19 protein-coding genes and 1 tRNA gene are annotated in these 17,389 nt (G+C 62.7%); 7 read left to right on the top strand and 13 right to left on the bottom strand.

Going from position 1 to position 17,389, the window contains the following annotated elements:
- Positions 1 to 62: 62 nt before the first annotated feature.
- The 9 genes from dapD to rpmH all read right to left on the bottom strand — a co-directional run bounded on the left by dapD (position 63) and on the right by rpmH (position 7,765).
- Positions 63 to 908, bottom strand: a complete 846-nt coding sequence (dapD, locus tag IVB45_RS34505; protein WP_247285435.1) for a 2,3,4,5-tetrahydropyridine-2,6-dicarboxylate N-succinyltransferase — start codon at positions 906 to 908, stop codon at positions 63 to 65.
- 181 nt (positions 909 to 1,089) lie between these two features.
- A complete protein-coding gene (locus IVB45_RS34500) occupies positions 1,090 to 1,815 on the bottom strand; it encodes a pyrimidine 5'-nucleotidase (protein WP_247357681.1) in 726 nt (241 codons plus the stop codon).
- A gap of 192 nt (positions 1,816 to 2,007) precedes the next feature.
- Positions 2,008 to 2,994: a DUF1036 domain-containing protein gene (locus IVB45_RS34495; RefSeq protein ID WP_247358112.1), complete on the bottom strand. Its 987-nt coding sequence runs from the start codon at positions 2,992 to 2,994 to the stop codon at positions 2,008 to 2,010.
- A gap of 185 nt (positions 2,995 to 3,179) precedes the next feature.
- A complete protein-coding gene (gene argB, locus IVB45_RS34490) occupies positions 3,180 to 4,067 on the bottom strand; it encodes an acetylglutamate kinase (RefSeq protein ID WP_007597683.1) in 888 nt (295 codons plus the stop codon).
- Between the two features lie 82 nt (positions 4,068 to 4,149).
- Positions 4,150 to 4,521 (bottom strand): DUF423 domain-containing protein, encoded by a 372-nt coding sequence (locus IVB45_RS34485; protein WP_247358113.1) that lies wholly within the window; start codon positions 4,519 to 4,521, stop codon positions 4,150 to 4,152.
- Positions 4,521 to 5,174, bottom strand: a complete 654-nt coding sequence (gene yihA, locus IVB45_RS34480; RefSeq protein WP_027565787.1) for a ribosome biogenesis GTP-binding protein YihA/YsxC — start codon at positions 5,172 to 5,174, stop codon at positions 4,521 to 4,523. The genes IVB45_RS34485 and yihA overlap by 1 nt, the downstream gene beginning before the upstream one ends.
- A gap of 112 nt (positions 5,175 to 5,286) precedes the next feature.
- Positions 5,287 to 7,161, bottom strand: coding sequence for a membrane protein insertase YidC (yidC, locus tag IVB45_RS34475; RefSeq protein ID WP_027565786.1), 1,875 nt, complete (start codon positions 7,159 to 7,161; stop codon positions 5,287 to 5,289).
- Between the two features lie 13 nt (positions 7,162 to 7,174).
- Positions 7,175 to 7,603, bottom strand: a complete 429-nt coding sequence (rnpA, locus tag IVB45_RS34470) for a ribonuclease P protein component (RefSeq protein ID WP_027565785.1) — start codon at positions 7,601 to 7,603, stop codon at positions 7,175 to 7,177.
- Positions 7,604 to 7,630: 27 nt separating this feature from the next.
- Positions 7,631 to 7,765 (bottom strand): 50S ribosomal protein L34, encoded by a 135-nt coding sequence (gene rpmH, locus IVB45_RS34465; RefSeq protein WP_008542748.1) that lies wholly within the window; start codon positions 7,763 to 7,765, stop codon positions 7,631 to 7,633.
- A gap of 384 nt (positions 7,766 to 8,149) precedes the next feature.
- On the opposite strand from rpmH, the gene IVB45_RS34460 reads away from it, so the two are divergent.
- Together IVB45_RS34460 and IVB45_RS34455 are read left to right on the top strand one after the other, a co-directional pair.
- Positions 8,150 to 9,649, top strand: coding sequence for a HAMP domain-containing sensor histidine kinase (locus tag IVB45_RS34460; RefSeq protein ID WP_027565784.1), 1,500 nt, complete (start codon positions 8,150 to 8,152; stop codon positions 9,647 to 9,649).
- 162 nt (positions 9,650 to 9,811) lie between these two features.
- A tRNA-Arg gene (locus IVB45_RS34455) sits at positions 9,812 to 9,888 on the top strand.
- A 76-nt stretch (positions 9,889 to 9,964) separates the two neighbouring features.
- Here IVB45_RS34455 and IVB45_RS34450 read toward each other — a convergent pair.
- Positions 9,965 to 10,225, bottom strand: a complete 261-nt coding sequence (locus IVB45_RS34450; protein WP_247357682.1) for a hypothetical protein — start codon at positions 10,223 to 10,225, stop codon at positions 9,965 to 9,967.
- A gap of 313 nt (positions 10,226 to 10,538) precedes the next feature.
- Complete coding sequence (locus IVB45_RS34445; protein ID WP_247357683.1) at positions 10,539 to 10,763, bottom strand: hypothetical protein; 225 nt, start codon at positions 10,761 to 10,763, stop codon at positions 10,539 to 10,541.
- 303 nt (positions 10,764 to 11,066) lie between these two features.
- Between IVB45_RS34445 and IVB45_RS34440 the strand changes: the two genes are divergently transcribed.
- Both IVB45_RS34440 and IVB45_RS34435 read left to right on the top strand, forming a co-directional pair.
- Positions 11,067 to 11,477 (top strand): hypothetical protein, encoded by a 411-nt coding sequence (locus IVB45_RS34440; RefSeq protein ID WP_247285479.1) that lies wholly within the window; start codon positions 11,067 to 11,069, stop codon positions 11,475 to 11,477.
- A gap of 195 nt (positions 11,478 to 11,672) precedes the next feature.
- Positions 11,673 to 11,831 carry a hypothetical protein gene (locus IVB45_RS34435; protein ID WP_247357684.1) on the top strand — a complete coding sequence of 53 codons (159 nt, stop codon included), beginning with the start codon at positions 11,673 to 11,675 and terminating at the stop codon, positions 11,829 to 11,831.
- Positions 11,832 to 11,863: 32 nt separating this feature from the next.
- On the opposite strand, the gene IVB45_RS34430 is transcribed toward IVB45_RS34435, so the two are convergent.
- Positions 11,864 to 12,886, bottom strand: coding sequence for an LLM class flavin-dependent oxidoreductase (locus IVB45_RS34430; RefSeq protein ID WP_247357685.1), 1,023 nt, complete (start codon positions 12,884 to 12,886; stop codon positions 11,864 to 11,866).
- A gap of 406 nt (positions 12,887 to 13,292) precedes the next feature.
- Entirely contained in the window at positions 13,293 to 13,991 is a 699-nt protein-coding gene (locus IVB45_RS34425) for an outer membrane beta-barrel protein (protein WP_247285619.1), read from the bottom strand.
- Between the two features lie 361 nt (positions 13,992 to 14,352).
- Here IVB45_RS34425 and IVB45_RS34420 point away from each other — a divergent pair, with 361 nt between their 5' ends.
- From IVB45_RS34420 to IVB45_RS34410, 3 genes are all read left to right on the top strand, one after another.
- Complete coding sequence (locus IVB45_RS34420; RefSeq protein WP_027565777.1) at positions 14,353 to 14,871, top strand: AAA family ATPase; 519 nt, start codon at positions 14,353 to 14,355, stop codon at positions 14,869 to 14,871.
- Between the two features lie 333 nt (positions 14,872 to 15,204).
- Complete coding sequence (locus IVB45_RS34415; protein ID WP_027565773.1) at positions 15,205 to 16,461, top strand: serine hydrolase; 1,257 nt, start codon at positions 15,205 to 15,207, stop codon at positions 16,459 to 16,461.
- A 102-nt stretch (positions 16,462 to 16,563) separates the two neighbouring features.
- Entirely contained in the window at positions 16,564 to 17,076 is a 513-nt protein-coding gene (locus IVB45_RS34410) for a hypothetical protein (protein ID WP_155809408.1), read from the top strand.
- Positions 17,077 to 17,389: the final 313 nt, after the last annotated feature.

Here is a 17,389-nt window from a genome sequence, read left to right as displayed (position 1 = left end):
TCGCCCTTCGAGGCTCGCCGAAGAGGCGAGCACCTCAGGGTGACGGTGAGAAAGTTAGACTCTCAATCCCGCAGCAGCTCGTTGATGCTGGTCTTGGAGCGCGTGCGCTCGTCGACGCGCTTGACGATGACGGCGCAGGCGGTGCTCGGGCCGATCTGGCCGTTCTTCATGGGCTTGCCGGGCAGCGCGCCGGGAACGACGACCGAATACTCGGGCACTTCGCCGATAAAGATCTCGCCGGTGTCGCGGTCGACGATCTTGGTCGAAGCACCCAGGAACACGCCCATCGACAGCACCGCGCCCTTGCGCACGATCACGCCTTCGGCGACCTCGGAGCGCGCGCCGATGAAGCAATCGTCCTCGATGATGACAGGCTCGGCCTGCAGCGGCTCGAGCACGCCGCCGATGCCGACGCCGCCGGAGATGTGCACGCGCTTGCCGATCTGCGCGCAGGAGCCAACCGTCGACCAGGTGTCGATCATGGTGGATTCATCGACATAGGCGCCGAGATTGACGAAGGACGGCATCAGCACGACGTTGCGGGCGATGAAGGCCGAGCGGCGCACGATGGAGCCGGGGACGGCGCGGAAACCGGCGTCGCGAAAGCGGTTCTCACCCCAGCCGTCGAACTTCGAGGGCACCTTGTCCCACCAGGCCGCCTTGCCGGGGCCGCCGGGAATGGCGCCCATGTCGTTGAGGCGGAACGAGAGCAGCACCGCCTTCTTCAGCCACTGATTGACCTTCCACTTGCCGTCGGCCCCGCGCTCGGCAACGCGGGCGTCGCCCTTGTCCAGAATCTCCAGCGCGTGATCCACGGCGTCGCGGACCTCGCCCCTGGTCGAGGTCGAGACGCCGTCGCGCGCGTCGAAGGCGCCGTTGATGGTGGATTCGAGGGCGGACAGGGACATCGGGATTTCCTCAGAGGCGGGCGGGAATTTGCGGTGATTTGGAGCGCTTTTTCGGGATTTGGGGGGACGGAGTCAAGGCATACTCAGTGTCGTCCCGGCGAAGGCCGGGACCCATACCCACAGGGTCAAGTTTGGCGAAGACTCGGAGTTACCAGTTGCGCGCTACAACCGAGTGTTGGGGTTATGGGTCCCGGCCTTCGCCGGGACGACGTGGGGAGAGAGAGGACAGCCTGCCCAAAAACCCTGCCAGATCATCGGTGACGTGGTCGACATGGGCGGCGTCGCGGCCCGCCAGCTCCCAGTCCTCGCGCACGACCTCTTTCGTCCCGTCCGGTATCACCAGCACGGTGGTCATGCCGAGCTCGTGCGGGACAGTGAGGTTGCGGGCGAGGTCCTCGAACATCGCGGCGCGGGTCGGATCAACCGAATGGTCGGCGAGAAACTTGCGGTAGGTCTGCGGCGCCGGCTTCGGCTCGAAGTCGGCGGCGATGATGTCGAACACGCCGTCGAAATGCGTGGCAAAGCCGAGCCGCGCCAGCACCGCATCGACATGATCGACCGAACCGTTGGTCAGGATCAGCTTTCGTCCCGGCAGTTTTGCGATGGCCTCGCCCAGCGCCGGGTTCGGCTCCAGCGGCGAGTGGTCGATCTTGTGGACGTAGGCGAGATAGTCGTCGGCGCGGACGCCGTGCAGGGTCATCATGCCACGCATGGTGGTGCCGAAGCGCTGGTAATAATCTTTCTGAATCTTGCGCGCTTCCACCGGTGTCAGGTTCAGCCAATTACAAACGAACTCGGTAATCCGCGCATCGACCTGCTGCCACAGATTGACGTGGTGCGGATAGAGCGTGTTGTCGAGGTCGAACACCCAGGTGTCGACATGGCCGAAGGCGCGGGGTGAGGTCATTGCGGCTCTCTATTCGTTATCGGAGAGGGGCCCCAGCTTTCCGTCGTCGTCCCGGCGAACGCCGGGACCCATACCGCGTGATCTATCAATGGGGCACCCTGATCGTCGTTCTTCGCAAAACCAATCCTGGGGTTATGGGTCCCGGCCTTCGCCGGGACGACGATGGTGTTTGTTGCGTCATCACAAAAGCAATCACGGCATCGCAAACCGCAGCGTTTTGCCGCCGCTCGACATGTCCACCGCGCCGAAGCCCGTCGCCGCGAATCCGCGCGCGCCGCAGTCGGTTTGCTCGTTGGTTTCGAACTTGGTCTCGCGCGTGCAAAGCTGCTTGTCGCCACCCCAGTTCAATGGCTTGTCCTTCAGCTTGACGATTCGGTTGTCGGCGTCGATGGCTTCCGCGAAGCTGAAGATCTGCTTCGGCTGGCCGCTCACATCAGGGTGCAGGCAGGTCTTGGGGTCGATGCGATACCAGCCGCGGCTCGTCACCGACTTGCCGTCGTCGGTGGCGACCGCCGCCATCACCTTGTGCGCGGTGTCGTTGCACCAGGTGAGGCCGGTCGCAGACGGCGTCTGCACGGCATCGACCATGGTCTTGAAGAAGTTCGGCGACGACAGGATGTCGGACGACAATCCGCGGCTCTTCAGGAAAGCGGCCAACGCGCCTTGCGTCTTCGGTCCGTCGACGCCGTCGATCGGCGCGGCGTCGTAACCTGCGATCACCAAAAGCCGCTGGATGCCGGCAAGGCGAGCCTGCTCGTCGTCATATTCGGAGTCCTCGGCGAGATAGGCGACGAAATTGCCGTCCGCGCCTTGCGTCGGCGTGATCTGGGTGAAGGCGGCCTGGGTCTGGCCGCTGCGGCACTGTCGCGCGGCCGCGATGACGAAATTGTCCTGCGCGACGCACAGCGTGTCGCTGCCGTTCTGTGGGATCGGGGATGCGCCGTAGACGCCGAGCGCGCGGGCGTTGAGCAGGATGCGGTCGGCGGAGAGCGTGCCCTGCACCACCACGCGGCAGGTGGCGGGGTCGATCCTGAACCAGCCGCGCGTGGCGGTCGCCGCCTTGTCGTCGATGCCGATCGCGGCCTCGACGACATAGGACATGCGATTGCAGATCTTGAGGTCGGCGAAGGCGGGCGCGGAGGAGAAGACGAACGAGACGGCTGCGGCGGGGAGCGTCATCAGGAAGCGGGTGAGAGTGGAGCGTCGATGCCGCCTCGCGCTCCGCTCGTCATGCCCGGGCTTGTCCCGGGCATCCACGTTCTTGGCGCGGGACGAAAGATCGTGGATGGCCGGGACATCTTCGCGAAGACGCGCTTCGCGCTGTTGCCCGGCCATGACGGCTTTCATGCGTGGCGCCTCTCGCATCACTTGTGGATCAGCGTTCCCGTGCCGGTGTTGGTGAAGAGCTCGAGCAGCACCGCGTGCTGCATCTTGCCGTCGATGATGACGACACCCTCGACGCCCTGTTCGAGCGCGTAGATGCAGGTCTCGACCTTCGGGATCATGCCGCCGGAAATGGTGCCGTCGGCGATCAGCTTTCGCGCGTCCTTCACCGAGAGCTGCGGGATCAGCTTCTTGGACTTGTCGAGCACGCCCGGCACGTCGGTGAGCAGCAGCAGCCGCTTTGCCTTCAGCGCGCCGGCCACGGCGCCGGCGAAAGTGTCGGCGTTGACGTTCAGCGTCTGGCCCTCTTTCGAGGTCGCGAGCGGCGCGAGCACGGGGATCAGCTCGTAGCCGATCAGCTGGTTGAGCAGCGTGAGATCGACTTTCTCGGGATCGCCGACGAAGCCGAGATCGACCGCCTTCTCGATGTGCGAGTCCGGATCCATGATGGTGCGCGTCGTCTTCGACGCCTTCACCATATTGGCGTCCTTGCCTGATAGCCCCACCGCCTTGCCGCCGGCCTCGTTGATGTAGCCGACGATCTGCTTGTTGACGGAGCCGGCGAGCACCATCTCGACGATCTCGATGGTGGCCGCATCGGTGATGCGCAGGCCGGCTGCGAATTCCGAGACGATGCCGAGACGCTTGAGCATGGTCGCGATCTGCGGGCCGCCGCCATGCACCACCACCGGATTGATCGCGGTCTGCTCGAGCAGCACGATGTCGCGGGCAAAATTCTTCGCGGTCTCCTCGTCGCCCATGGCATGGCCGCCATACTTGATGACGATGGTTTCCTCGTCATACTGCTGCATGTGCGGCAGCGCTTCGGACAGGATGCGGGCCTGGTCGAGCGGGGAAATTTCGGTCATGAGGCGGATCTCGCTGGCGGGATACTCGGGCCGCGTTCTATCCGATTGGCGGGCGGGGCGCAAAGTGGTCTTCGTCCCCGGGCTACGGACTGCGCTTCACCACCACCGCCGCGAGCGTCACCGCCAGCCAGCTCAGAATCATCACCGATCCACCGGTCGGCGCCGCATAGGGAAACAGCGAATGGCCGGCAAATTGCCGCAAGGTCAAATCGCCCGCGAACAGCGCGGCGCCGGCTGCGAAGCCGGACGCGGCGACGATGCCAATTCCGCCGTGCAGAAGGTCGCGGCCGAGCAGGGCGACGGCCGCTAGCACGGCCGTTGCATGAAACAGCAGCATGGCGCTTGCGGCGGCGAGCCGGCTCGCATCGCCGCCATGCGCGGAAGCGGCGGCCAGCGCGACGCCGGCAGCGCCCATCAGACCGGCAAGCCCGATCAGCAGCCGGAATGCCGCCATCACGAGGTCCGCTCTTCCAGCAGCTTTGCGATCGCGGCGCGCAGCTCGGCCATGCCGGTCGCGCTGCGCGACGAGGTCGCGAGCACGTTCGGGAACGCGGCCGGACGCTTGGCGAGCGCGGCCTCGGTCTCGACGATGCGCGATTGGAGCTCGGTGGCCTTGATCTGGTCGGCCTTGGTCAGCACGAGCTGGTAGCTGACCGCGGAGCGATCGAGAGTCTTCAGGACTTCGAGATCGACGTCCTTGAGGCCGTGCCGCGCGTCGACCAGCACGTAGACGCGCGCGAGGCTGGCGCGTCCGAGCAGGAATTTGTGGATCAGCTCGGTCCAGGACGCGACCTGACTCTTCGGGGCCTTGGCATAGCCGTAGCCGGGCATGTCGACGAGGCGCAGCTCGCCTTTCCCGGGGACCTCGAAGAAGATCAGCTCCTGGGTGCGGCCCGGTGTGTGCGAGGTGCGCGCGAGCGCGTTGCGGCCGGTCAGCGCGTTGATCAGGCTGGACTTGCCGACATTGGAGCGGCCGGCAAAGGCGATCTCCAGCCCCGCCATCGGCGGCAGCGTTTCAGTCGAGGGCGAAGCCCAGATGAACTGCCAGTCGCGCGTGAACAGCTTTCGCCCGACCTCGATCAGCTTCGCATCTTTGTCGTCGGTCATGCGAAAGCTTTCTGTCTGTCCGCGTCATTGCGAGCGAAGCGAAGCAATCCAGAAATGCATCCGCGGAGGGACTCTGGATTGCTCGTCGCTTCGCTCCTCGCAATGACGACCGCTACGTCGCCTTCTTCGCGAACGTCGCCTTGAGATTGTCGAACAGCTCCACCTTCACGCCGTTGCGGCGCATGATGAAGCTCTGCTGCAGCACCGAGAGCGTGTTGTTCCAGGCCCAGTAGATCACGAGGCCCGCCGGGAAGCCCGCCAGCATGAAGGTGAAGATCAGCGGCATCCAGTTGAAGATCATCTGCTGCGTCGGATCCGGCGGCGTCGGGTTCAGCTTCATCTGGAACCACATCGTGATGCCCATGATGATCGGCCAGATGCCGAGCGCGAGGTAGTGGCCGAACAGCGGGATCGTGGTCGGGTCGAACGGGATCAGCCCGAACAGGTTGAACAGATTGGTCGGGTCCGGCGCGGACAGATCCTTGATCCAGCCGAAGAACGGCGCGTGCCGCATCTCGATGGTGACGAACAGCACCTTGTAGAGCGAGAAGAACACCGGGATCTGGATCACCACCGGAAGACAGCCGGCGACCGGATTGATCTTCTCCTTGCGGTAGATTTCCATCATCTCCTGCTGCTGCTTCACCTTGTCGTCGGGGAAGCGCTCCTTCAGAGCCTGAAGCTGCGGCTGGACCGACTTCATCTTCGCCATCGAGGCGTAGGACTTGTTCGCCAAGGGGAAGAACAACAGCTTCACGATCACGGTCACGAGCAGGATCGAGATGCCGAAATTGCCGAAGAAGCGGTAGAAGAAGTCGAGGCCGAGGAACATCGGCTTGGTGATGAAGTAGAACCAGCCCCAGTCGATCAACAGGTCGAAATGGTTGAGGCCGAGCTCCTTGTTGTAGCCGCCATGGCCGGCGAGCGGGAAGTTGATGCCGACCACGCCGGCTTCCTTGGCGCCCGCGAACAGCCGCGCGTTCGTTGTCGTCGTGCCACCGATCGGGACCGTCTGCTCGCTTTGCAGATAGTCGGTCTGGTATCGGATCTGGGTGCCGGGTTCGGCGACGAAACGGGCCTTGAGCGTTGCCGACGTGTCGGGAAGGAGCGCAGACGCCCAATATTTGTCGGTAATACCGAGCCAGGCATTGGTGACGTTGTTGAATTCGAACCCGTGTCCGCCGTTGCCGATCGCGGGTGCTTCGCCGACAGCCTTATAGGCCTTCTCCTGCAAACCCTGCTCGCCCAGGTAACCGATCAGGCCTTCATGCAGGATGTAGTAGCCCGAGACCTGCGGCGTGCCGTGGCGCGAAATCAGTGCGAAGGGAAAGAGTTTGACCGGCGCGTTGCCGACATTGGTCACCTCGTCCTTGATGCTGAAGAGGTAGTGGTCGTCGATCGTGACGGTGCGGCGGAAGGTGAGGCCTTCGCCATTGTCGTATTTCAGCATGACCGGCGTGGACGGCGTCAGGCTGTTGGTGCCCTCCTGCTGCCAATCGGTGGTCCGGTCGGGCACCTTTGTGCCAGCCGTTCCGGCTACCCAGCCAAATTCGGCGTAATAGGGCTCTGCGGTGCCCGACGGCGAATAGAGAATGATCGGCGGCGACTTCGGGTCGACCGTTTCGCGATACTGCACCAGCGCAAGATCGTCGATGCGCGCGCCCTTCAAGGCAATGCTGCCGGTCAAGCGGGGCGTATCGATCTTGACACGCGGAGAGGCGGCAATCGCCGCCTCGCGGCTGACGGTCGGCTGGGCCGGTTGATTGGCGATCTGGGGAGCGGAGGGCGCGCCTGCGCTGCCGGGCTGCGGCGTGGCGCTCGGCGTCCCGGAAGCCGTCGGCTGCGGCGTGGTCTTATGCAGCTCGGCCTGCGTCTGTTGCAGGGCGCGTTGCTTCTCCATCGCCGGCATGTTGTAGAAATATTGCCAGGCGATCAGCACGAAGCCCGACAGAATGACGGCGAGGATGGTATTGCGGTTGTCAGTCATCATTCTCTCGTCATCAATCCGGTTTGCGGCTGGTCGCAGGAGCGGGGCCGGGCTTTGAGCCGTCGGTTCTTGAGTTGGTTTTTGGGCCGCGTCCCTTGTGCGTATGCCGCGCGGGCTTCGCGAACGCCATGCGCAGATCGTCGAGCATGGTGGCGAAGCCGCGCGAGAGCGCGTCCCTTCGGCCGACCAGCACATAATCATGATGGGGCTGCATCGACATCGGATCGAGCCGCTTCACCAGTTCGCGAAGCCGGCGCCGGATGCGATTGCGCTCGGGGGCGTTGCCGTTCTTTTTGGTGACGGTGAAGCCGATCCGGATCGGGCCGCGATCGTCGTGGTCAAGGCTTTGGCGGTCAAGGCGTTGCAGGACGAACGCAGGACTATTCACCCGCGCGCCATTGGCAACGGCGAGGAAATCCGCCCGCTGCCTCAGCCGATCCATGATGAAATCCCAAAAAGGGGGTCCGGCTCAGGCGCTCAGACGCTTGCGGCCGCGGGCGCGGCGGGCGGCGAGCACCTTTCGGCCGCCGGCCGTGGCGAGACGGGCACGGAAGCCGTGACGGCGCTTGCGCACCAGTTTGCTGGGTTGATAAGTCCGCTTCACGGGTTTTTCTCCGCTGACCGGGCAATTTGCCTGTAGAATTGATGATAAAGTCCGGAAGATGCTGCCCAAAACGGGCCTTTTTCGGCCCCAAGAGAGCCGCTCCCGGCGGTCACACCGGGTCATCGCGGACAATTGGCCGGCTTATAAGCGAGCGCCTTCTTTTCGTCAACGCCGCACAAGCGCTCAATTCCGGCGAATATCGCTGTTTGTGCGGGGTTTTTAACCCTTGAGGTGGCGACTCGCCAAATCTGCGCTTACATCCGACCTTGGCAGATTGACGATCTGTAATTTGACCGCGCTGGGGGCGGGCCGCATCTTGATACGCGCCAAGACCCTTCACCCGGCGACATCTTTAATCCGGTAAAGGCAGCGAGGGCGAATTTCGTGGCAGCGACAGACCTCCAGCCGATCCAGGATGGGGATCAGCGGGACCCGCCGACGGCGCTGCCGCGGGGGACGCGCGGGCTTGGGCTGTCCGGCAAGCTGCTGCTGCTCACCGTTCCCCTGGTGATGATCGCGGCCATCCTGCTCTACGTGCCCGCCATCGCCAACTTCTGGGTCAACCGGCTCAACGACCGCGTCGCGGCGGCCAACACGGCGGCGCTGGTGCTCGATGCCGCGCCGCTCGGCATGGTCCCCGATTCGCTCTCGCGCCAGATCCTGAAGAGCATCAATGCGCGCGCCGTCGCCATCAAGATGGGCCAGCAGCGCCGTCTGCTCGCCAGCGACAATCTACCCGCGGCGATCGAGCACGACATCGACCTGCGCGACATGACGGCGTGGGAGGCGATCACCGGCTCGTTCCGGATGATGCTGGAGACCGGCAACCAGGCCATCCGGATCGTCGGGCCGGGCGTCGGCAACGCCCAGTTCATGGAGATCGTCACCGACGAGCTGCCGCTGCGGCAGTCGATGTACCGCTTCTCCCGCAACGTCGTGGTGGTCGCGCTCATCATCGCGGTGCTGACCGCCGGCCTCGTCTATCTCGCCATGCATTATCTCTTCGTGCGCCCGATGCGACGGCTGACCGCGAGCCTGGTCGGCTTCCACGAAAATCCCGAGAGTTCGGCGGGGATCATCGTACCGAGCCAGCGCAGCGACGAGATCGGGGTCGCCGAGCGCGAATTGTCGGACATGCAGCGCGACCTGATGTCGATGCTGCATCAGAAGAGCCGACTCGCCGCCCTCGGCCTCGCGGTGTCCAAGATCAATCACGATCTGCGCAATCTGCTGGCCTCGGCGCAACTCCTGTCGGACCAGCTCGCCAGCGTGCCGGATCCGCGGGTGCAGCGCTTTGCGCCAAAGCTCGTGCGCTCGCTCGAGCGCGCCATCGCCTTCTGCCAGTCGACATTGTCCTATGGCCGCGCCCAGGAAGCCGCGCCCGACCGGCGCATGATCATGATCGAGCCGGTGGTGCTGGAGGTGCGCGAGACCGCCGGCCTTGCCTCCGACGCCTCGATCTCCTGGGTCGCCGCAATCGAGCGCGGGCTCGCGGTCGACGCCGATCCCGACCAGCTGTTTCGCGTGCTGCTCAACCTCGTCCGCAACGCCGCCCAGGCGCTGGAAAGCCATGCCTCGGCCGAGGGCGGCGCGCAGCAGATCCGGATCACGGGAAAACGCGAGGGCGCGGTCGCCATCCTCGAAGTCTCCGACACCGGCCCCGGCGTGCCCCAGAGGACCCGCGATCACCTGTTCGAGGCGTTCCAGACCTCCGGCCGCCCCGGCGGCAGCGGCCTCGGCCTTGCCATCGCCGCCGAGCTGGTCCGCGCCCATGGCGGCGACATCCATCTGGTCGAAGGCACCATCGGCGCCACCTTCCGGATCGTCATCCCCGACCGCCCCGTGGAACTGCTCTCCGTCCGTAACGAGCGGGCGCGGGCATAGTCGGCTCGCGGTTGAGTGCGGAAACTCTCATTTCCCAGCAAAATCTCCCCAATCCGGACCTTGCCAATCGGGGCAAGAGCGGTTAGTCAGAGCGCTCTTTCGCACCCCTCCGGCGTCGCCGGGGGCTGCCTGCGGGCCACGCCCGCACTGTCAGCGAAAAACGCGCCCGTAGCTCAGCTGGATAGAGCATCAGACTACGAATCTGAGGGTCGGACGTTCGAATCGTTCCGGGCGCGCCATTTCGGTACCGACTGTCGCCTGGTCACGCGGACCGAAGCCATCCTTCCGCGGTGAAGTCATCCTTCCGCGGTGAAGTCATCCTTCCGCGGTCAAGGCTTCCAGCTCGGCGAAATAAGCCTCGTTCAGATCCTGCTCGGACCTCGTATCGAGGTCGCCGCCGCCCGACCTGAGTCCGCGCATCCGGTCGTTCAAGTATCCGACCAGCACCGAGCCGATCGCATGGATGGCTTCGTGACGATCGAGCCCCTCTGACATCAGCCGTTGCGCCGCGGCTCGGACCGGCAGTTCGCGATCCGCAATCTGGCTCTCGACGACGGCGTGAATAACGGCGTGCAATGTCGCGCGCGTGAGGTGGATCCGCGCGCGCCGATGATACTCCGTCACACAATCGATACGTTCTTGTTCGTCCAGCGCGAGCCACTGCTCCGGGTCCGCTCCGTGAATGGATCATAGGCTCGGATCTCTTCATTCCCTTGGTCGAGCACTGATCGGGCGAAGACGAATGCGATTTCCGAAAACCTAGGGCTACATTCCGCAGATCAGTCTCTATCCAATCGGCCGGCGCGCCGACGATGCCCTGCTCGCACCGCTACCGAAGCCGCTGCAAATGGTTGCACCGGTTCCAAGATGGCGCGTAACAACGCCCGCTTTAGCGCCGCCCAACTTCCTGCGCCGCTGGATTCGAACCAAGCCCCCTGCTCGCCAGCAAATGGTTGAACTGATCGGCTGAAAAAAGCTGCCCGTCCGGAGCCGTGATCGAAACCACAAAACCATTCACCGCGTGCTTGCGGGCCAGGATCACCGCAACGATCGCGCTGTCACGGAAATCCACGGTGCGGCAGTCGTCTCTAATAGCTTCGATGATAAATGTCATTTGGTCCATGACCACAATTGGCACGCGCCAATTGCGCGCCCGGCAACTCAACCTCGTATCGGTGAAAATGATATTGCCGACAAGCCAGCTATTGACCCGCTGGAATCGCGACCATACCCATATTGGGGGAAACAGCAGACCGGTCCTGCCTCACGCGCGGTGCGCCAAGGATACATAGAACCGGCTTGTGGGCGTCGAACCGGACATCCGTAGAAGCGGGCACTGGCCATGGTTGGTACGACTGAAGGCGAGGACATCGCGGCGGATTTGATCCGAACCGTCTCTCGCCACTCGTTGGCCTACATGCTGTGCGCAGCCAGCGAAATGTTCCGCCACTACGATTTCGATCCGCTGGACTTGATGATCATTCATGCGGTCTTGAACGCCAACGTTCTCAAGATCATGAAGAACCCCGAACTGGACCGGCAATTTGGCAGCATCCAGGCGGTTGAGCCGGATAGGATCAAGCAGGGCGTTTCCCGTGCCGCCCTGTCCCGCTTTTTCGGTCTGCCGATCGAAACCGTCCGACGGCGCGCCGATCGCTTGAAGAAGCAAGGCATTTTCCGCGAGACCGACCAGGGACTGATCGTAACCGAAGCCAACCAGTTCAAGTTCGGCAATAATCACGAGCTGCAGAGAACCAACATGCTCCTGGTGCGGAAATTCCTCCGTGACCTGACGGAAGCCGGCGTTGAGCTTCCCGGCGGGATTTGACGGCCGGATCAGCGTTTGTCTGCTGGCGGCATCCTTGGCGCCAAGGCGAGACAATCCGGTTGGATCTTCTTCGCGCATCGCTGCCGTGTGGTTCAGCACGCAAAAGATCACCTGTAATCTGCTTCACACGCAAATGCGCCCAATCACGCTAGATGGAATAGGCCGTGCCTCCGCGCGGCGTGTTCGGAGCTGGCGATGATGGCTGCACTTGCAAAGGCGATATCCCGCGCGACGAGAACCAACGTCGACGTCGAAACTCTGAAAGTCCTCGTGATCTTTTCGGGCGCGGGCTTGCTGCTCTCTCTCGTGGCCGCAATGATCTACGGACAGGCTGCCAGCGCCGCTTTGTTTTGAGAGCGCGCGCTTCGCCAAGTCGATCGTTCGCCTCAGCGCCACCCAAGCGCGGGCGCCACGTGCGTGAGGATAGCCTCGATGGCGTGCGCGCAATAGTCGACACCAAGCTGGTTCGGGATCGTCAGCAGCAGCGTGTCCGCCTCCGCAATCGCCTCGTCCGCTCGGAGCTGCTCGATCAGCACATCCGGCTCCGCGGCATAGGAGCGGCCGAAGATCGCGCGGGTGCGCGGGTCGATCAAGCCGACCTGGTCCTCGCTGCCGCGCTCGCCGCCGAAATAGGCGCGGTCGCGATCGTCGGCCAGCGCGAAGATGCTGCGGCTGACGGACACGCGAGGCTCGCGGGTATGGCCGGCCTCTTTCCACGCGGCGCGATAGGCGCGGATCTGCGCGGCCTGCTGCACATGGAAGGCTTCGCCGGTCTCGTCGTTCTTCAGCGTCGAGCTCTGCAGATTCATGCCGTGCTTGGCGGCCCAGACCGCCGTCGCGTTCGAGCCGGCACCCCACCAGATCCGTTCGCGCAGGCCTTCCGCATGGGGCTCGAGCCGCAACAGCCCCGGCGGATTTGGAAACATCGGCTGCGGGTTGGGCTTTGCAAAACCTTCGCCGCGCAAGATGTCGAGAAAGACCTCGGCATGACGCCGGCCCATCTCGGCGTCGCTCTCGCCCTCGGCCGGCTGGTAGCCGAAATAGCGCCAGCCGTCGATCACCTGCTCGGGCGAGCCGCGGCTGATGCCGAGCTGCAGCCGCCCGCCGGCGATGAGGTCGGCGGAGCCCGCGTCCTCCGCCATGTACAGCGGATTCTCGTAGCGCATGTCGATCACGGCCGTGCCGATCTCGATCTTGCTGGTCCTGGCGCCGACCGCGGCCAGCAGCGGAAAGGGGGAGGCGAGCTGCCGCGCAAAATGGTGCACGCGAAAATAGGCGCCGTCGGCGCCGAGTTCTTCGGCCGCAACCGCAAGCTCGATCGATTGCAGCAGCGTGTCCGCGGCCGAGCGGGTCTGCGATTGCGGCGAGGGCGTCCAGTGCCCGAAGGAGAGGAATCCGATCTTTTTCATGAAGGCAACATATGGACGACGGGCGGAGTTTGCGACACCTCGGCCGTAGGAAAGATGGCAAACGTAGAAAGGGCGTGTGCTTGTAGGTGATGTCGCGCGGGGGAAAGCACCTAAGCGGACAAAGCTGCAAGCACGCCTTTTTGACCCGGATCTGAAATTCAGCGCATTGCCCGGTGTTGCTGTCGCGAGCAACCGAACGTATTTTGGTCGCCTCTCAGCAGAGGCTACATCTTGTTCAGGCTCGGTAATCTTCCACCACAGGAGTGGAGGTCCGATCATGAACTGACATCAAGTAGTTTCTGGAGAGCTTCGTAAAAACGCAAGCCGCCAACTCGCGCCAGCCATTCCGTCTTAGCAGAAAGGGCCAGCCCGTATGGCTGGCCCTTTAGGTATATTACGTAAGCCGTCAGTAACGAGAAGCCGACGCGGCGCCCCAATTGAACCGGTAGTTCAGGCCGGCCTTGATGGTGTGCTCGTCATTGCGGAAGCCGACGGCGGTAACAACACCGCCGGCGCTGGTGAAGAGAGCGTTCCGCGTGCCGAAATCGTAGTACTGGTATTCGACCTTGCCCGACCAGTTCTGGGCGAACATGTATTCGAGACCACCGCCCACGGTGTAGCCGTCGCGACCACCGCCGTTGTTGGTGAAGGTGCCGCCGCCGAAACCGTTCGTAAGGCGGGAGTCAGCCCAGGCGTAACCGCCTTTGACGTACAGCAGCGCCGGACCCCAGGTGTAGCCGAGGCGACCGGTGACCGAACCGAGCCCACGGTTGACGAAGGGATTGTTGTTGGTGTCGAGGAAGCTGTAGTTCGCTTCAATGCCCAGCACCCAGTTCGGCGAGAACTGATGGTCGTAACCGACCTGCGCGCCGCCCATGAACACACCATCGTTGCTGCTGGTGCCGGTGAAGCCGGGGGCCAGAATGTTGTTGCTGCCGCCGAATGCGCCGCCGACGTGACCGCCGATGTAAAAGCCGGTCCAGTTGTAAATCGGCGAGGCCGCCATCGGTGGGGCTTTGGTGTAAGGACGCGCGGCCATATCAGCTGCCGATGCTGTACCCGCTAGGGCGGCGAAAGCGACAGTAGCGAGAAGGAACTTTTTCATTTCGAGTCTCTCAGGTTTAAATAGGTGTGCCAAACGCTACCCCAACTCATCGGATTTGCTGTAGCGCGCGAGACACACGTCGCCGATCTACGTGTGGAACGCTCTGGTCATTTGTTAATTGAGGAACCGTGTTGACCCGGAACCGGGCGTCTGAGCGACGAGTTCCGCGGTTCCGCCATCGCGAAGGATTTATCATTGTGCATTCCAAAGCTCTGGCATGATTCAGAACTTTTGCCGCTCATACTGGAAGCTCATCGACCCGGGATGTCGCATCTTGTCCGCTAGCTGACCTGCCGCACGCAGCCGGTGGAGGACCGCCGGTGACCATTGCGGACTTCCGAATGCCGGCCGATGATGTCGCATGACAGGCCGTCCACCAGCGCTGATAGTCTTTGGTGGCCTTCCCGGCACGGGCAAGACAACAGTTTTCCGGGAGCTGACCAGACGTCTCGCGGCCACGTACCTTCGTATCGATGCCGTTGAGCAGACGCTACGGACCGCAGGTCATAGGGTCGGCGCGATGGGCTATGTGGTAGCCACCGCACTCGCGGCTGAAAAACTCGAGCTTGGTCGTGTCGTTGTCGTAGACTGCGTAAATCCAGTCCTGGCAAGCCGCGTCGGATGGCGACAGGTCGCCGCTCAGAAGTCGACATGCGTCGTTGAGATTGAAGTGGTTTGCAGCGACCTGATCTTGCATCGACAACGAGTGGAAACACGCACCTCAGACATCAGCGGTCTCAAGCAGCCAACGTGGGCTGAGGTAGTGAACCGAGACTATGAACCGTGGGATCGAGAACACCTGGTGCTCGATACGGCCGTTAGCTCGCTCGATCACCTGCTCGAAGAAGCGGAGACGTATGTTCGCGCTCAGACTGGTTAGTCTCCTCTTGGCCCACAGCTGACCTGCCGCGAGCAGCCGGTGCAGGTCCGCTTGTGACCGACTTTTGCAACAAAATCGACCCAAATCGGACCTCGCTCAAAAGCTGTAGGCCATTGACACAGCACGCTGCTTGGCTCAATGTTACGCGCCGTAGCATTCGCGGTGAGGAGCAGTTGGCCCCTCTCCAGCGATTTCAAGGTCGGATGGGCCAAGTTTGCGAAGGCGCGATTTTATCGCTCTTGCAAGCGGCGCAGCGGTAGCTTGGAACAATGAGCAATGAGAAGGCCTTTAAAGTCCGATACCAGCGCCGGGAATGCACTCTCGCGACGCTCTATGCTGACCGGACTGGCGGCAACCTGCGTTGCGGCGCCGGCGAAATGGAGTTGGGCTGCCGAAATCGGTGGTGGTCCGTCCTTTTTCCCCGATGGCCCGGACGCCGAACTTTACGGCGCGGCCGAGAACTACCCGATCAAGGACCGGTGGAGGATCTTCCAGCCCGGCAATCCGGCCTCGCCAAAATACCGCGTCGGCGCATTCAGTCATTACGATGAGATATTCCCGACACGCCACGTCGATCGCGCGGCCACATCCTGGCCATTCAAGCGAACGCCGGCGGATGTCAGCTACCAGTACAAGGGAAACCGCGCTTCGCTTGCGGATTATCTGTCGCGCAATCCGGTGACGGGCCTGTTGATCGCTAAGGACGACCGGATTCTGGTTGAGTGCTATCAGTACGGCCGCACCGATCGAGACCGGCTGATATCGCAGTCGATGGCAAAATCTATCACTGGCATGCTGGTAGGGATCGCGACCGCGGAAGGCGCGATCAAGTCGATCGACGATGCTGCGGAGACCTATGTTCCCGGCTTGAAGGGCACGGAATACGGTGCAACGCCGATCCGCGCGCTGCTGCACATGTCGTCTGGCGTGAAGTTCGGTGAAGAGAACGATGAAGCGAAAGGCAGCGGAGACGACCTCGATCGCCTGTGGGGCGACATGGTGCGCAAACACTGGTTTTCCCAAAAAGGCACCGTTGCCAGCATCGCGCAATTCAACCAACGGATCGCGCCGCCGGGGACGCGATTCCATTACGCCAGTATCGAGACGGACGTGCTTGGTCTCGTGCTGCATTACGCGACCGGTCAATCAATGTGCGGCTATCTCCAGGAAAAAGTTTGGCAGCCGATCGGCACGGAAGCGGATGCCAAATGGCTGATTGATGCGGATGGCCGTGAGGTAGCGCACGGGTTCTTCAATGCGGTACTGCGCGATTACGCGCGGCTCGCCCGTCTGCTGGCCCACAACGGAGCGTGGGAAGGCAAACAGATAATACCGGCACAGTGGATGATTGATGCGACCACGGTGCTTGCCTCCGAGACGTATCTGGCAAAAGCCGAGGGAGGGTTCGGGTACGGCTATCAGGTCTACCTGTTTCCCGGCAGCAGACGGCAATTCGCGCTCTTGGGGCACCTCGGGCAGCGCATCCTCGTTGATCCGCCCTCGAAGCTGGTCATGGTGCAGACCGCCGTCGATGAAAAGTCCCCCGAAATCTGGCGTCTGTGGTCGGCCGTGGTCGCGCAGTTCGGGTGACGCCACCTTTTCTCCCAGGGGAAGAGAGGTCCACTCCGCCCTCGACGTCGGAATAGAAAGCCCAATGAGCTGCGAGGTCTGCTTCTGGCCATTGCGACAATCTTGACCCAGCGCCTTGTTGTCGGCATGACGCAACTTTCAAACCGAAAAGGACTCCAATTGTTTCCTGATTCCACTATCAAATGGCGGCCCTACCCTTCGATAATCGATGGCATCGAACGCCCACCTTTTGTTTTCGATCAAGGCCTTTGGCGCGGCGTTCTCTATCTCATCGTGGTGGCACCGAACCCCGGCCTTCGCGCTTACGGCATCGAAATGTCCTGCGAGATCTATTCGGGCATCGAAGAAATGATCTATTCGGTCGCCGATCACGGGGACAAAACAACTGGCCGCTACGACGGCGGAGTCTACGTTAAAGAAGCTGAGAACTCGGCATTGCTGAAAGCCTACGCTGCGACCGATCCGGTCGGTCGGAAGCCGCGGCACTTCTCCTTTGTCGGAGGCGACTACTGCTACGAGGTGCTTGGCTTCTCCGAACCCATCATACGAGCGTTTAGCAGCCCCGAAGAGGCATATGCTTGGGGACCTTCTAGGTCCGATGAGAAAGTAAACTAGGTCAGCAGCAACGCAGAGCCAGCACTTCCGCTGCTGGCCCGAAGCTGACTCACAAAGCCGGACTGGCCATGTCCGGTTTCGCGGACAGAGCGGACACCGGCTACCCCGCGAGCTAGCGCGTTTACGACTACGCTCCCCAGCGCATCCGGGCGCGCACCGAGTCTGCTGTGTTGAATGGATTCAAGTCTGAGGACGATTGTTTCGAGCCTGCGCGCGAGGTGGCGTGAAGCTCGAGGATATCGATCCGGAGTAGCGGTTGGGGCTCGCCCTGTCACGCGTGCCGCGACAATGGCATCGTGCGCCTGTTTTGCCC

This window comes from Bradyrhizobium sp. 4 (assembly GCF_023100905.1).
GTDB lineage: Bacteria > Pseudomonadota > Alphaproteobacteria > Rhizobiales > Xanthobacteraceae > Bradyrhizobium.
The sequence above is the reverse complement of the archived record's forward strand: the minus strand, read 5'-3'. Positions and strand labels throughout refer to the sequence as shown.

What these genes read in the sequence shown, in the direction of transcription:
- argB (WP_007597683.1), bottom strand. Translation starts at nt 4,067, where the DNA reads ATGACCGAAATTTCCCCGCTCGACCAGGCCCGCATCCTGTCCGAAGCG.
- IVB45_RS34425 (WP_247285619.1), bottom strand. Translation starts at nt 13,991, where the DNA reads ATGAAAAAGTTCCTTCTCGCTACTGTCGCTTTCGCCGCCCTAGCGGGT.
- IVB45_RS34430 (WP_247357685.1), bottom strand. Translation starts at nt 12,886, where the DNA reads ATGAAAAAGATCGGATTCCTCTCCTTCGGGCACTGGACGCCCTCGCCG.
- yihA (WP_027565787.1), bottom strand. Translation starts at nt 5,174, where the DNA reads ATGACCGACGACAAAGATGCGAAGCTGATCGAGGTCGGGCGAAAGCTG.
- IVB45_RS34485 (WP_247358113.1), bottom strand. Translation starts at nt 4,521, where the DNA reads ATGGCGGCATTCCGGCTGCTGATCGGGCTTGCCGGTCTGATGGGCGCT.
- IVB45_RS34500 (WP_247357681.1), bottom strand. Translation starts at nt 1,815, where the DNA reads ATGACCTCACCCCGCGCCTTCGGCCATGTCGACACCTGGGTGTTCGAC.
- dapD (WP_247285435.1), bottom strand. Translation starts at nt 908, where the DNA reads ATGTCCCTGTCCGCCCTCGAATCCACCATCAACGGCGCCTTCGACGCG.
- IVB45_RS34445 (WP_247357683.1), bottom strand. Translation starts at nt 10,763, where the DNA reads ATGACATTTATCATCGAAGCTATTAGAGACGACTGCCGCACCGTGGAT.
- IVB45_RS34420 (WP_027565777.1), top strand. Translation starts at nt 14,353, where the DNA reads ATGACAGGCCGTCCACCAGCGCTGATAGTCTTTGGTGGCCTTCCCGGC.
- IVB45_RS34415 (WP_027565773.1), top strand. Translation starts at nt 15,205, where the DNA reads ATGCTGACCGGACTGGCGGCAACCTGCGTTGCGGCGCCGGCGAAATGG.
- IVB45_RS34435 (WP_247357684.1), top strand. Translation starts at nt 11,673, where the DNA reads ATGATGGCTGCACTTGCAAAGGCGATATCCCGCGCGACGAGAACCAAC.
- rnpA (WP_027565785.1), bottom strand. Translation starts at nt 7,603, where the DNA reads ATGGATCGGCTGAGGCAGCGGGCGGATTTCCTCGCCGTTGCCAATGGC.
- IVB45_RS34495 (WP_247358112.1), bottom strand. Translation starts at nt 2,994, where the DNA reads ATGACGCTCCCCGCCGCAGCCGTCTCGTTCGTCTTCTCCTCCGCGCCC.
- IVB45_RS34440 (WP_247285479.1), top strand. Translation starts at nt 11,067, where the DNA reads ATGCTGTGCGCAGCCAGCGAAATGTTCCGCCACTACGATTTCGATCCG.
- yidC (WP_027565786.1), bottom strand. Translation starts at nt 7,161, where the DNA reads ATGACTGACAACCGCAATACCATCCTCGCCGTCATTCTGTCGGGCTTC.